Origin of the sequence: Enterocloster citroniae, from assembly GCF_040545455.1 — a bacterium.
GTDB classification, from domain to species: Bacteria; Bacillota; Clostridia; order Lachnospirales; family Lachnospiraceae; genus Enterocloster; species Enterocloster citroniae.
In genome coordinates this window covers 17,149-31,853 of record NZ_JBEPLZ010000038.1, presented here as the reverse complement: position 1 = coordinate 31,853, position 14,705 = coordinate 17,149, and the positions used below count along the sequence as shown (strand labels likewise).

The following is a 14,705-nucleotide window of genomic DNA, read 5'->3' as shown; positions in this document are numbered from 1 at the left end:
TTTCTTTTTAGTGGATAAATTTCAGGGGCAGGCGTGACTCGCATGAGTCACGCCTGCCCCTGTTCGGAACCATCTATTTCCCGACAGCCCCTTTTAACGTCTTTATGAAATTTGGGATTACATTCCAATCTGCTTCGCGAACTTTCGGTGGAAACCCTGGATTTATGCTGGTTTGAGGGATGTCCGCGTTTTTGTTTACCAGACTTTTGGTTGGTAAATGGTTTTCGCCTCTGATTTTTGTTTCAAAATTGGGGAATTTTGAAAGTTGGTAAAATGATTTTGGGGGTTGGTAAAACTGCTGTTTCTACTATATTCAGAAGAAACAAGCGAAATTTTTATCTCTTACATTCCCTGTTACTATCCAACATCCTTTTCTCTGTTTCTTTCTTTTCAAATTTAATTCTTCTATTAATTCGATACGCTGCTGAATTCCTCCTTCCGTAGGCACCGCTTCTTAATCTCTTCTAATTTGATATTATCATAAGAGACAACGCCCATCAGCGTCTGGATTCCCTGAAATACTCATTGAACTTTCGTCTGATCCTTATTTTTGTAGATCTGCAATCCTATTGCAGGGTTTTCATCCAAAATGAATCTGCAATATGCTGTCAATCGCCTTCAAGACATTCCGCACTGGTTTCGGCATATAGGTTCTGTTCCTAAGTGAAGCAATGATTGTATCCTTGTTTGCCCTTATATAATATCCCAGTTCTTCAACCGTAACTCCATCCACTCCACTTGCACCTTTATTGGCAACTACCTTTTTATAGGCTCTGTTCAGATTTTCTTTTGATTGTCCCGCGTCAAATTATAGTTCTTACCTACCGCAGTTCCACGGCAAATTATTTTCGGCGTTCCCTTTCTTTTCCTATCTTAACGTGCTGTTTTTTGCAGCACGTTTTTTTCTGCTTATCTTGACTATCCGGGGCAGTACCCGTATAGTGTTCCATGTAACTAAAAAAAGAGAAAGAACAGCCCCTCCTACAGTTCGTTCTTTCTCTCAACCACGATACGCCGTAAGCAGTGTCTGTGCAGGATCTTCGTCCTAATAATTATGGCTCCTCTGCTGATAACAGTCGCATTGACACTATTATGATAAGAAAAAACTCTCTGTTTTGCAAGCTAATTCGTATAAAATCTTCTTCTAAATCTCTCTTTGACTCTTTTATGGCAGGTTTTGATCCGGAAATGGAGACCTGCCCTTATTGTGGTGCTTCCCATTCCTGCCATACCCATGCTTCCTATGAAAGAAATCTGATAGACTTTATTTCCGGCAGGACTGTTTATCATTCTGTCAGGGTGCAGAGAGTCATCTGCAGCTGCGGACATACGCACGCCATTCTCCCTGACCTAATCATCCCTTACAGTACCTATGGGCTCCTTTTCATTCTCAGGGTCATTGCAGAGTACCTTCTTCATCTGCATACCGTTGAACACCTCTGCCTCCGCTTTGGTATTAGCCATTCCATGCTCTACCGCTGGTACTCTTTTTCTTGAACATAAAGAGCTCTGACTGGGCATCCTCTCTTCCACCGGGACTGCAGGCTTCTCTTTCCGCAAACATACCGTCTTGCTTCCGGTATTTTCAGACTTTGCTTCCGATTTTTACATGATGACTGCACATTCCTTTTTGCAGTCCCATGCCAATCCGGCGCTTTACCGTCAGACTGTCTTTTGAACGATTCCTGATCTTCGGCTTCCACACGACACGGGCATTCCTTTCCTTCACTCCCTGGTTTACCATGGTCTCAAGGAGGATTTCACTATGAATAACACAAAAGACGATATCAAAAAAACCGCCGAAGTTGCACAGTTCCGCTTTGGCATCATTGCACCGGTCATCCAGGACCTTTATCCGGATGCATCAAGAACTGCTTATTACAAAAGAGTCGCTGATTCAGCCTTTACACTGCCAGATGGTTCCATTGTCGAATACAACTATAAGACTATTGAAAAATGGGTCTCCATGTATCAGCGTGGCGGTCTTGAGGCTCTTATGCCTCATAAAGTAATTTCTGAGCCTCCTCCTGCGTCATTGAATTCCGAAGCTGCATATATTCGTCTGAAGGTCTGTAAAACCGTTCTTCGTATATATTTAACAGCCCTCCTGCCACGTCTTTAAAAATATCAATCTGATAAGGACTTAATACACATTTTCTCCGAACAAAACCCAAAAGAACATATAACCATAGCCGCTGATTTCCTTCTCATCATCTTCCTCCTCATCGTCATGAAAGACTTAGGACTCTGCCTGCTTCCGTATCTCCCCTACTTCAAACGCCACTTCCTCTGTCCCCGGATCCGCCCTCATAACCGTCAAATCCGCTTCCATCCCTGTCTCCGGATCTTCGGGATACTGCGGTGTAAGCATACCGTCCAGAATAAACCCCGGGCTGAATTCCATCACAGGTTTTCCATCGGGCAGGTACTTCACAAACTCCGTATGGAAAGCCAGGAATCATCCATGGGGCATTCGCTCACCAGGCATCAGTTCCTCCTGTTTTCAAGTATCCGGCTCTTTTCTTATGTATTAAAACTTATTTTCAGATTAGAGAAGGGACTGAAACACCTTTTTTAGTGCAACAGCCCCCTTTTCGTAATTTCGTGTTTTCGATTAACGCTTGCTGAACTGCGGAGCGAGACGGGCTGGATACCGAATCCCAGTTACCCGGAAGATTTCCATCGGTTCAGAAATTCCTTTTAAAGTACATGGTCCGAGACTTTCCACCTCGATTCTGTCCCTCAAACGTTTATATACTTCCGGACTGATCAGGACCTCCCCGGCTTTTGCCCGGCTCTCCAGCCGTGCAGCCGTGTTGACGGTATTTCCAATTGCTGTATATTCCATACGGCTGGAAGTGCCGATATTGCCGATGACAGCTTCCCCGCAGTTGATACCAATCCCGAAGCTGACGGTTTTACCACACAGCTTCAGCAAATCTTCTCCCAGAGCTTTCCCGGCTGCCGCCATGTCAAGCCCGGTCTTGACTGCCCGGAACACATAATCCTCCTGATTCAGAGGGGCATTAAACAAAGCCATGGTTGCGTCACCGATGAATTTATCAACGGTGCCTCCGTTCTCAAACACTGCGTTTGTCGTAACCTCCAGATATTGATTGAGAATGGCAACAACCTGCTCCGGCTCTAATGCTTCAGAAAGAGGAGTAAAGCCGCGAATATCAACAAACAATACTGCAATATCCTTCTTTTGCCCCCCTAATCGCAAGGTATCCCTTCCGCCTTTTAAAATTTCATTTACCACTGCTTTTGACACATATCTTCCGAATACAGCTTCTACGTGCTGTTTCTCCAGGCGTTCCTGAATATACTGACAGCCGATTCCAAAGATGTAGCAGAGTAAGACCGCCGCCATCGGATAAAGAAGCGGCATCACAAAGCCCTGTTCATAAGCCCGGACAGCAAAGAACCTGTATCCGGATATCAATATCAGCGAAGCACCTGAAACCAGCCAAAGCTTCCGGAAAAACCATGTCAAAAACGCCGCCGCAAACAGTGTGAAGGTGATTGCCAGCATAGTCAGCTGTTTCGGCTCTTTTTTCAGATTCTCATCCAGCAGGGCCTGAAGTATATTGGCATGCACCTCTACTCCATACATGGGCGTATCATGGCTGACAGCAGTGTAATAGGAATCCATCATTCCTTCACTGTACGCGCCGATAAGTACGATACTGCCTGCAAACAGTTCTTTTGGAATGGTTCCGTTTATTACGTCACAGAAGGATAACCCGGCAGTCTCAGAACCATAATAATCGTAAGGATATCCGGAAAAAGGAATATAGGATAATTCATTCTCCGGCAATTTGCCCATGTATTTCCGATAGATCTCTGATGCAAAGCTGTATTCTGTTTTTCCGTTCACCTCAAAATGATCGATTCTGTGTCGTACCAGACCATCCGAATCCAAAGGAACATTGCTGAATCCCCAGGAAACATGCTCTCTCAGACCTTCAAAAGGAATTTCATACGTCTTGACACGCTCAGATACCCAAAAGAGGTCTTCCTGCTCTGTCTCAATCTGTTTTCCAAAGGTCGTATAGGAAACCGTAACGATATTATCCTGTTTCGATACAGCATCGATCAGCGCCTGATCTGTTTTTTCGTCCCCGGAAGCATAAAAACCAATATCCAGAGCGATCACTGCCGGCGCAGTATCCGGATCCTCATTCAGCAAAGCCACCAGTTCAGCCGTCTTTTCACGCCCCCAATCACTCCACCTGCCATACTGAATCAGCGTTTTCTCATCGATTCCAATCACATAAATATCCGGACTGATCAGGCCGCCGTTTTGATAGCAGACATCCTGAAACTGATATTCCACCACCTGAAGCATGCCCATCCCCTGGCCGGTCAAAAGCAGGACAAGCAAAACACTCAAGACAAGAAATTTTAATGATTTTATTCTCATTGGGTCACTTCTCCATCGGAAGCAGCATCTCAGCCGACAGCTTCTTCGCCGCCGGCAGCATCCTCATTACCGGCAGTATCTTCATCAGCAGGGATCTCCTTATCCGGAAGTCCTTCTTCCCCTGTGGAGTTATCCTCATCGGGAGGGACCACCTCTTCCTCCGGTGGGAGCACCTCCTCGGGAGGGACTACCTCCTCTTCCGGGGGATTCTCCTCTTCCGGGGGATTCTCCTCTTCCGGGGGAACTACTTCTTCCGGCGGAAGAGGTTCCGGTTTCACATCATCGCGAGAGGGGCGTTCCCGACCCCCGCCATCATTGTGTGTGTGTGAGGGCTTCTTGACGGTCTGCTTCAACCGTTCCTGTTCTTCCAAAATCGACTCTGCCCGTTCCAATTCTTCCTGGGAATTCAATCCGATCGCACCAAGATCCAGATGTTCACGATTTTCTAATACAGTTTTTAAGATGGTTGTATCCAGCTCCGTCCAATGGAATGCTCCGCTTTCTTTCAGAACATATCCGGCCTCCGAACCGGGCCCCGGTGTGTCCTCTCCCCAGTCACGCACCAGTTCTGCTTTCTGACCTGCATACAATTCCAAACTCTGATCATTTCCAAGCTCAACGGAAACCTTGCCTTCAATCAGGTAATAGCACAAAACATCCGGGTGATATTTAATCACACCACTGGTTCCGCGAATACTCATAGAAGTCTGCCCCGCTTTGAACTGCAATTCTTCATCTTCGCCCAATGGCTTCTCCACATTAAAAAACAGCTTTCCCTTCTTTAATGTAAGCTTCAGCGACTTTGCAGATGCCTTTTCAACATCCACCGAGGTGTTGTTATCCAGCTTCATCGTTTTATCGTCATCTGCTTTGATATAGATACTGGAAGCTTTCCCGGTGGAAACCTGATTGCCTTCTCCCAGATTCAGGCCGGCCACAGCCGCAAACCGATCGTGGGCATTTTTCTTGACATAAGCTTCGTTTCCGCTTACCTCAAGGATAGACAGTGTTCTGCTTTCTATGTCATCTGCAAATGAACATGGATTTGCAGACAAGCATGCGGCCATCACTGCCAGCACCAGAATTTTACTCCATTTTCTTTTCATACTATGCCCGTCCCTTCCTTGCCAAGACAAATCTTCATTCCTTCCCGCGCAAATACAGCGTTCGGCTCGATTTGCTCCATTTCTGTCTGTATCTCATCTAACTGAGCATCCGTGCGTGCCCAGTCATGGTGCGAGATACACAGCACCCCCACATGGCAGGTCTGTTTGACAGTGACTCCCTGCTGCCATGTACTGTGTCCAAAATCCTTTACCTTCGAATACTCCGGATCCGTATACATTCCGTCAAAAATCAGAAGATCACAGCCGGAGACAAACGGCTCATAAGACCCGCGAATGCGATCGGTCAACGAGCCGTCAAGTCCATAGACCACGGAACTGCTGTCTGCTTCCAGACGAAACAGGGAAGAACCGTTGGGATGATCTGCTGCTGTTACCTGCATTTTGGCCCCTTCGGGCAATGGAATACAGTCTCCCGGGGATATTTCATGCCAGATGATGTCTGCAGCAGCCTGTTCAAAAGAAATCGGCCAGTACGGTGCCTGACTGATCTGCAGCAGTTCATTCCGGAATCCCGCACCGGCCCTGGATTCTCCGTAAAAATGGATTTTCCAGTTCTGTTGAAACAGCAGCGTGAAAAACGGAAGCCCCATAATATGATCCAGATGAAGATGGGTGATAAAAATATGCAATTCCTTTCCCGGGCACAGCTCCTCTCCCGGCAGCGGATTCAGTAGCCGATTTCCGAGTTCACATATTCCGGTTCCGCCATCGAACACCACCAGGCCTCCGCGCCATTTCGCGGATACACAGCTGGTATTTCCTCCGTACCGCATCCGATCGGGATACGGTGCTGCCATAGATCCTCTTGTTCCCCAGAACATGATTTCCATGCCATTTGTCACCTGCAAGTTCTTCTCCTTTCCTGCCGATTATCGAACCAGATACATCATAGTGATATCATCCGACTGCTCAGCTCCCCGGCTGAATTCCTCCAGCTCCCGGTACATGTAGTCCAGCATGAGCCCCGGCTGCTCTCTGGCCTCTCTATGTCGATTCAGCGCTTCCAGCATCCTGGCTTCCGTATACAGCTCCTCATCGGTATTGAAGGCCTCTGTCACTCCATCCGTATATAAATACAAGCTGTCACCCGGACAAAGCTCTGTCATCTGCTCCTGATACGTCATATCTTCCATCATACCAAAGACAAAATCTGCGTTGCATTTCAGCAGCTGAAATGGTCCGTGTCCCCTGCTGATTGCCGGCCTGTTATGACCGGCATTCACAAATGTCAGTCGATTCTTCTGCAAATCCAATACACATAGAAAGACGGTAACAAACAGCTCTTCTTCATTATCCTCATTCAGCAGGTTATTCACACGTTTCGCCGCTTCTGCCACCGGCATTCCCAGACGCATATAATTCTTAATATGCGTCCTGGCCACCGTCATAAACAGGCATGCAGGAAGCCCTTCTCCGGCCACGTCTGCAATCAGAAAGCATAAATGTGTCTCGTCTATCTGAAATATATCATAGAAATCGCCGCCAACCATCTTGGCGGGCTTTGTCCTTGCATCAAGACTGATATTGGGAAGCCTGCAATATTGTTCAAAGGACTTTGGCAGCATCCCCATCTGAATTCTGGATGCAATCTCCAGCTCGGATTTCATACGCTCCCGCTCCCGGATTACATTGGTGGATTTTGTATAGAGCAGTTCCAGAAGAGCTCCATATACCTTGGGATTGGAATGTGCGATTTCCTCAAATACTTTTTTAGGAATATTGGCGCAGGACACCTCCGTCATTGCCCGAACCGTGGCCTTTCTTGTCCCCTCTTTGATCAGCGCCAGTTCACCGATCACCTCTCCCGGTCCCTGTTCTCCGATCGGCTCATCTCCGGCAAGAAAGGTCTGGGTTGTACCATCCAGAATAATATACATCCCGTCATCCGGTTCGGCGCCAATGGTTACAAGCTCCTGCCCCTTTTGAAAGGTAACCGGTTGCGTAGCAGCCAGAAGAATTCTGGATCCTTCCGGCATGGAACCGTCCTCCTGAATCTGGAAAAAATCCTGTATGATTTTTACGTTCTTCCATTCTCTTTCCATCTCATATCCCTCAAAGCTGCTATTTTTGTCCACCCGGGCAGATATGGAAATACCCGCAGCCGTCACCGGCACTGTATTTCACCATGCTGTCACCGACCCATACGCCATTCATCCGATTGATATTCCAGCGGTTATCCTCCCGCCAGCTGCTGTATATCGCATCTTCCAGATAATCCGGCGTTGTCGTCAGCTGATAGAGGAATGCACGGAAAACTGCATAATCATAGGAAGCAGCCTGGTTCAGCTCCGTACTGCTCTTATCCAGTGCAGTGCGGATACTCAAACGATAGGAGCCCGAAGCTGTATTTTTATAAATCCCCAGCAGCACCGTTTCCTTCTCTCCTTCCAGGTATTCCATCGCAGAATCTGTGATCCGGATTCTCCTCTGTCGAAATACGTTCTGAATCTTCCCCTGCAAAGCTTTTATTTCCTGTGTGCCGGTCCATGCGTCCGTCACACAGGGAACCTTCTCCGGCGCCCGAAACTCGGTTCCCAGAATGACAGAAGAACGGGGCTGCCATACGCCATCCGGATTCACATAATATCCATCCGGTGTTATCGAATTCCTCAGATATTGTCCGGATTCCGTCAAATAATAATACCGATCTTCGATGAGCGACCAGCCGGCGGCCGGCAGCTCCCCCTGTGCCGCCTGTTCTGCCCGGACAGTTATGGCAGAGCTGACAGTCAGCAAAAGTCCCAGGCAAATCGTAATCAGATACGATTTCAAATTCCCTGCTTTTTTCCGCATCGCTCTGACACCTCCTTTTTCCTATTTACGAGGTCCTCTTCGATGTGCACCAAGCTCAATTTCTCTTGATTTTTGGGGCATCTCTGCTTTTGGACCTCCCTTCGAACGAGCTTCCTCCTTCAGCCACATATTCAGGCTTTCTCTTACTACCTGCCGGTTCGCTGCCGGGTTTTCAGTCCTTTCCGGCTGTACCTGCTCTCTTTCGACCGTTTCCGGTGTCTGAGCCTGTACTGCTTCTGCCGCGCGTTCCGCCTGCTGACTGCGATATCGCTCCTGCGCCTTCTGTATCTCATCTCCGACATCAGAATTTTTATGAATCCATTGTTTCTGAGGCAGATCCGGATTTAATCCCTCATTTAAACTCCTGACGCCCTGCTGATACCGTAACAGCTTGTCCGGATCCGCGGCGAGTGCCTGTTCCAGCTTTCTGCTCGGGTCTCTGTCCAATGCCCATTCGTCATCCTTGACCTGAATCATATTGTTCCTGATATGATCCTTCATTTGCGTCATACGAATATCTAATGCATCGATCTCATCCTCTCTCAGGATATCACCAAGCACAAATTGCAGCCTGCTTCGGTCTGTCGCCAGAATATTTTTTGCCAGATTCTCACTGATAAAGCACAAATCCTGCAGTTGCCCCTGTTTCATAGCAATGGGGATATCCGGATAATACTTGGAGAAGGAGGAAAACGATAAATCATTGTCGATTCCCTGAAGTCCGAGTATCTCACGGGTACCATCCGCCTGCGGCTCGCTCAGCTTTAAGAATATATTGCCGCCATGTCTGTCTGCCTGTGCGCAGAGATAATCCAGCACCTCCAGATTGCAGGCATCTCTGATGAAGCCCGGACTGTTTTCAAATCTGATCTGATTGATCTGTTCCAAGGCTGCGTCCTTTCCGTTGCGCAGATCGACTCCCTCCGCAAACTCCATAAAGCAGCCTTCTACCTCCTGACTACCAATTTGAACGGTCATTTTCTCAGAATGCGCCAGCAGATTTCCCACACCGAGAAACTCTGCCATCCGTGATGAAGCGACATTACGACCGGATAATTCATCCCCCTCTTTCATCTCGCCGAGCTCTGAACTCAGTGGCAGCGCTGCCATATTCGCCTTTTTCATGATAGTCATGGCTTTTTCATACACGTCAGGATTGACAAGGAGCTGTTTTTTATTTTGATAAGCTTCTAACCAGTTATTGTTATAAGCTACGGCCGCCGACTCATAAAGATAACGTTCAAACATGGTTTTTCCCGCTTCGATTCCCTCCAGTGCTTCTCTGCTTGGTTTTCTTGTTTCGGCATAATGGGCAATCATCTCACTGCATTTGGAAAGCGGTTCATAGTCATTAGAATCACGGTAAGCGTTCAGGCATTCGCGAAATGTGTTTCCCTCTTTGATAGTATCTTTTCGGTCTGCATCTGAAAGCATCTCCAGGTCTGCCCGATAACTGTCTATCAACTTCTTCATATTATCGAATCTTCCCGCAGCCAATTTTCCATCCTCTTTCCTACCAGTAATCAGTCTCGCGAAGATTTTCTTTTTTTCCACTTCAGCCTCTGTATTTTCAGGCAATGAAACCCAATATTTCATCAAATCAAGTTCATTCCGTATTGTAGCATCAACTCCTTTTGCTTGAAAGCCTTCCGCATTTTCTTTCAGGAATTCCTTGTTCGCTTCCAGCACCTTCTTATGATCTGGATTTCTTTCCGCATTCACCATTTCGTCAATAACCGCCGGACGATCATTTACATACTCTTTCGGTGTAAAAAAACCTCGTTTGTCCTGATAGGTTACCTGGTATCGCTCGCTTGCATTTCCACCCACCTGATTTTCGAACGCAGCTTCATGAATGTGCGCCGCCGGCTCGATGTTCAGCTGGTTCAGAGTCTTTCCTGCATTTGCATTTAAAATCAGTGGCTCTCTGAGTCGTTCCAGCTGCTTTTCGGAACAAAGGTTCTGAAAATACTTAGGAAGGTTCTTTATAACCTCCACTCTCTTTTGTCCTGTCCCGGTGTATACCCTTCGATCTCCGATCGCTTCTATATAGGCGGAACAAGCATCCGCAAGCTTCTGACCGGCACTTAGCAGTTCAGCTGCAACATCGCTCGTGATAGGTGTATTCTGCAGCTGCAGGAATGCATTAAACTGCGTTTTTACATTCTGATATAATTCAGAATCCTTTTGCCCGAATTTTTTATGACTCTCATCAAAAAACTGTGCATAGTCATTCAGTCCCCATTGTTCCATCTGTTTAAAATCCAACGTATTCGCCATCGCATTTCCTCCTTAATCTATTAATTCCTGTATCCCTGATTCAAGTATGCCGGCATCTGTTTCTGCTGCCCGCGTTTCCCAGGTGTCCATCATATCTTCCACAGTCTCTTTGTTCTCCTCTGCAGCAGCGGATGCCGCAATCGATTCCTGAATTTCCTGCGCCCGTTTGGCTTCCAATTGCTCGTTTCGACTCTTGGCATTCGCAAGCAGATTCTCCAAAGATTCCTTATAGAATTCATTTAAGTCATATTCCTTCACTCTGGCAAAAGCCACATCCAGAGTATTGTATGAGGTATCCTTATTTTCAAATCCGACAGAAACAAATTTGTTTCCTTTTTTCCATGTCCCATACCAGGTTCCTGCATCCAGATTGACTGCCAGACCGGCATCCAAATCATAATACAGCAGCCCATTCTGGAATGTGGTCAACAGAAAGCCCTCGCCCTCTACCTTACATCTGGATGTATCCACTCCCTGTGCGCTCAGCTGCTGCAGTACGGAGTTATCCGCCTGAATGCTTGTTTTCTGGAATTGGTGGGAAGTAATCTGCATCCAGGGACTCTGTCCGGACGTCATATGGTCGAAGGCTGTCACATAAGCCTGATCGACAGCACTCGATGTTTCGTATAAATCAATCTCATCCACATTCAGTTTTTCATTCCCAATCAACCATTTTCTGGTAGAACCATTGTTCTGTTCCACGATAATCAGATTCTCCGGTGTTGAGACCAGATAGTAAAGCTTTTCTCCATCCTCTGCCAGATCCAGCAGATAGTCCTCCCCGATCGAGATTTTGGCAGAAGTCAGGGTCTCATCCCGCTTCAGCCAATACAGCTGTTTTCCCTTCTGGCAGAGCACCTGATTGTCTGCCACCCCGTTCACATGATCAATTCCCAGTGATTTCAGCGTTCCGTAGCCTTCCAGATACGGAGCAGTAACCCTAACATATCTCTTTCTGTGAACGGTAAAACTCTGTGTTCTTGTTTCCGTATTGGTTTCCTGTATTTCATTTCCATTCTGATCGGTGGTTGTTGTCTCATACTCATAGGTATAACTTCTGGTGGCAGTCACACTGTCATAATAATTCATTTTATCTCCGGTTGTTCCGTGTACTTCATAATACTCGCCATTCAGGGGAATGAACACGTTCTCCAGCTTTGTCTTGACCTTCAAATCTGTAAATCCCTGATAGGTTCCCTGTTTGGGCAGGAAGTTGCATACATATCCCTCTGAATCAAAAGATCCAAATTTCGGTCCGTTTTTCCAGGTTAAAATGGGCATATCATTGCTGCTTACCGAGCTGTAATCTATTTTATTCGAATCGAGCCAGGATTTCGCCTTGCTGTCCATAGTAATATAATCAAAGAATGCAATCTTCCACTGACTTGGGACACGGGTACTGGCTGTTACCCAGTCTGCACGTGCATCCGGCTCAGCTGTATACGTCTTTCCTTTGGTCATATTCTGCCAGGCCTTGATCTGATTATCGAGTGCGGCATTCGTCTGATCGATGGTTGTATCGCTGTCCAGCTCTGTAAAATCATAGAACAAAACCAGTTCCACTGTTTTGTCAGCGGTTTCCTTTTCCAGCTCCTCGGCAGCCTCATCCGCATCCTCCTCTGACATGGTTTCGTTCTCTTCCATTGCTTCCCCCAGATCGATGGCCGTTTTTTCAATCGTCAGCTCCACATAGATGCGGTCTGCTCCATCCGTCAAGGCATTTGTCACACTGACTGAATAGGCCTTACTGAAATGAGAGCGAACGTATCCTTCAATATCCGTAGAAAACTCCAATGTTCCATCCAGCTTGTATAAGTATCCGATTCCATTATCATATACAAAGATGGACGGATCACTGCTGCCTTCCCGATCACAGATCTGGAGGTAAAACGATTCGTCATCTTCTGTTACCTTCGCGCGGGAATATTTATTTTCATGGATTACATGAAAACTACCGGTGTCATACTGATAGGCTGCCACACAATGCACATAAGCTCTGGTATCATCCGAGGAATCTCCCTTTACTCTGGTCGAATAGCCATAAAGAAAGGTTTCACCATCCAGCAGCGTGCCAATCTCAAAAGAAGCTATGTCCTTCGTTTCCTCTGAATGGGTATCCGCAAACTTGAATGCACGTTTTGCCGTCAGATTTTCATATTTCGAATTGTCGTTTAACTCATAATAATCCGGCATCTCTTTGTCTGTCGTACTCTCCGGGATATTCCAATACGACTCCGCTATGTTTCCCTCGTTCGTGCCTGAGAGCAAGCTGCAGCCTGTGAAAAGAATACTAACTGCACATAGCATTCCACTGATTAATACTCTTTTCATAACCTGCACCTCCTTAGATAACGCATTGGACCTGTTCTGCGGGGAAATGGGCGAAAATCCGTATCCCCGCAAAGCATGTCCTGTTCCGACGAGTTATTACTGGATGGTGTTGTTCATCCATGTCTCCATTGCACCCATTCCCAGCTTCAGAACTACGATAAGAACAAAGATCAGGACAAAGCCGACAATCGCATTTTTCAGACTGTTTTTTGCTTTTTCCCTGTCCTGCGGCTCCTCGGCTTTTGCCAGTTTTGCGCCGAGAATGATGCAGTAGATTGCGCCAAGTGCTCCTACGATTCCAAGTGCAGGTGTCAATGCCATATTCAGCAGCCCGATGATCGGTTCACTTACGGTCTGGAACGGGTTGGTGCCAGTTGCTGTTAACATTGTATATAACATATATGTACCTCCTGGTAATAGAATATTTATTATATGACTTTCATATTTCGTCTCAGGTACAGGAGCCTTCCTGCAAGTCCTGCCAGAAAGATCAAAGCCAGTATAATCAATCGGGTATCAAACAGTTTATACGTCTGGCGGAGTATCAGCTGATAGCAGCGACTGTTTCCAATCGAATCCCGTACCTCCAGTACGTAAAACCCGCCGGCGGTCAGTGTATTGGTTTCCAGCTGTCCCCGGCTTCCGTTATAGGTGACAGTAACGGTACTGTTCGGTTCCGATGCTGTGAATTCCACCGGTCCTGTCACATCACGTTGTGTGATGTCCTTTGAAAAATCCAGAAAAGGTGCCATCGTATCTCTGACAAAATTGGTTTTCAGATGAATCGTGCCTGTGTTTTTATCCTGATAGCGAATCTCATATACTCCGTCCTCCATCAAAAAATAGAATTGCGGATTCACCTCCGACTGCGGAATGCCGTTTTTGATAACCTCTGAGATCTGAAACTGCTCCGGTGCAGTCACTACGCCCAGCTGCCGGTCTTTCTCACCAATCACTGTAAAAGAGTAGTGTACTTCATACACGTTATTATCCAGAATCTCAGGAGACGGCGGCTGAAAAAAGAGCAGCTTTAACTGATACACACCCGGTTCTGTAAACAAACTGTCTTTTATCACCGAAGGCTCTCCGTCATCCTCCTGAACCATTCCAATGAAGCCATCCGGAAATTCAAATCTGACTGCTTTCTCTGTGATCATGCCATTGGGAACAGAGGCGACAAATGTCTCCCGGTTCGGAAGTGTATATCGCAGTTTTCCTTTCCCGTTATCTTCCATCGGCAGCCCGGACAAAAGTATCGTTTCTGAAGTCATCGGATACTGGGATTCCTCCCCTTGTTCCATCGTTTCCAGATATTCATTCACGATCGCCTCCAGCTCTTCGTCCGAAATCGTTTCCGAAGAAAAATCATCCGCTGCGTCCACCTCTGTCTGCGGTGCCGCCCAGACAGAAGAAACAGGGCATCCGGCGAACGCCAGCAGCACAGCCGCTGCCATCACTGTTTTTTTTATCATAAAGATCGGCCTTTCTCCATCGATTTCTCCGCCTGTTTTTCCATCCTCATCAACGACTGCTCCCGCCGTGGTGTCTTTTTTACAGAAGCTGCCTCTTCCATTAACAGCTCGGCATAGGTCATCTTCACAGGCTCAAAGCCGGTCATCACCTTTGGAGTCTCTTGCGCGACCTCACCGGAGGTTTTGCCTGCCAGCCGATCCGCTCTCGCTTTTCTCAGTCCCTGCAGTTCAATCTCCCACAAAGCCCTGTTCTTCGAACTGTCAAAATATGCCATA

The 14,705-nt window shown here is 46.9% G+C and carries 14 protein-coding genes; 2 read left to right on the top strand and 12 right to left on the bottom strand.

All coding sequences use genetic code 11. The features are described from left to right. Positions 1 to 1,122: 1,122 nt before the first annotated feature. Positions 1,123 to 1,329, bottom strand: a complete 207-nt coding sequence (locus ABID13_RS26770; protein WP_048931350.1) for a hypothetical protein — start codon at positions 1,327 to 1,329, stop codon at positions 1,123 to 1,125. On the opposite strand from ABID13_RS26770, the gene ABID13_RS26765 reads away from it, so the two are divergent. Then, positions 1,255 to 1,497: a DUF6431 domain-containing protein gene (locus tag ABID13_RS26765; RefSeq protein ID WP_354021341.1), complete on the top strand. Its 243-nt coding sequence runs from the start codon at positions 1,255 to 1,257 to the stop codon at positions 1,495 to 1,497. The two genes, ABID13_RS26770 and ABID13_RS26765, sit on opposite strands and share 75 nt — an antisense overlap. 268 nt (positions 1,498 to 1,765) lie before the next feature. Beyond that, entirely contained in the window at positions 1,766 to 2,122 is a 357-nt protein-coding gene (locus ABID13_RS26760; protein ID WP_048931351.1) for a hypothetical protein, read from the top strand. 117 nt (positions 2,123 to 2,239) lie between these two features. Here the strand turns inward: ABID13_RS26760 and ABID13_RS26755 are convergent, their stop codons facing one another. The 11 genes from ABID13_RS26755 to ABID13_RS26705 form a co-directional block, all read right to left on the bottom strand. Then, complete coding sequence (locus tag ABID13_RS26755) at positions 2,240 to 2,434, bottom strand: hypothetical protein (RefSeq protein ID WP_156200253.1); 195 nt, start codon at positions 2,432 to 2,434, stop codon at positions 2,240 to 2,242. Positions 2,435 to 2,614: 180 nt separating this feature from the next. Beyond that, positions 2,615 to 4,426 (bottom strand): adenylate/guanylate cyclase domain-containing protein, encoded by a 1,812-nt coding sequence (locus tag ABID13_RS26750; protein WP_048931352.1) that lies wholly within the window; start codon positions 4,424 to 4,426, stop codon positions 2,615 to 2,617. A gap of 29 nt (positions 4,427 to 4,455) precedes the next feature. Then, positions 4,456 to 5,532: a FecR domain-containing protein gene (locus tag ABID13_RS26745; protein ID WP_048931353.1), complete on the bottom strand. Its 1,077-nt coding sequence runs from the start codon at positions 5,530 to 5,532 to the stop codon at positions 4,456 to 4,458. Beyond that, entirely contained in the window at positions 5,529 to 6,395 is an 867-nt protein-coding gene (locus ABID13_RS26740; RefSeq protein ID WP_242849337.1) for an MBL fold metallo-hydrolase, read from the bottom strand. The genes ABID13_RS26745 and ABID13_RS26740 overlap by 4 nt, the downstream gene beginning before the upstream one ends. Positions 6,396 to 6,422: 27 nt before the next feature. Then, complete coding sequence (locus ABID13_RS26735; protein ID WP_048931380.1) at positions 6,423 to 7,595, bottom strand: SpoIIE family protein phosphatase; 1,173 nt, start codon at positions 7,593 to 7,595, stop codon at positions 6,423 to 6,425. A 19-nt stretch (positions 7,596 to 7,614) separates the two neighbouring features. Continuing rightward, a complete protein-coding gene (locus ABID13_RS26730; protein ID WP_048931355.1) occupies positions 7,615 to 8,346 on the bottom strand; it encodes a hypothetical protein in 732 nt (243 codons plus the stop codon). Positions 8,347 to 8,367: 21 nt separating this feature from the next. After that, a complete protein-coding gene (locus tag ABID13_RS26725) occupies positions 8,368 to 10,626 on the bottom strand; it encodes a hypothetical protein (RefSeq protein WP_048931356.1) in 2,259 nt (752 codons plus the stop codon). A 12-nt stretch (positions 10,627 to 10,638) separates the two neighbouring features. Further along, entirely contained in the window at positions 10,639 to 12,957 is a 2,319-nt protein-coding gene (locus ABID13_RS26720; protein ID WP_156200255.1) for a hypothetical protein, read from the bottom strand. A gap of 96 nt (positions 12,958 to 13,053) precedes the next feature. Further along, positions 13,054 to 13,356: an Mbov_0395 family pilin-like conjugal transfer protein gene (locus ABID13_RS26715; RefSeq protein WP_048931358.1), complete on the bottom strand. Its 303-nt coding sequence runs from the start codon at positions 13,354 to 13,356 to the stop codon at positions 13,054 to 13,056. Between the two features lie 29 nt (positions 13,357 to 13,385). Beyond that, complete coding sequence (locus ABID13_RS26710; RefSeq protein WP_048931359.1) at positions 13,386 to 14,429, bottom strand: hypothetical protein; 1,044 nt, start codon at positions 14,427 to 14,429, stop codon at positions 13,386 to 13,388. Continuing rightward, the gene (locus ABID13_RS26705; protein WP_048931360.1) at positions 14,426 to 14,704 is read right to left on the bottom strand and encodes a hypothetical protein; all 279 of its coding nucleotides are present in this window, start codon (positions 14,702 to 14,704) and stop codon (positions 14,426 to 14,428) included. The genes ABID13_RS26710 and ABID13_RS26705 overlap by 4 nt, the downstream gene beginning before the upstream one ends. Position 14,705 lies beyond the last annotated feature (1 nt).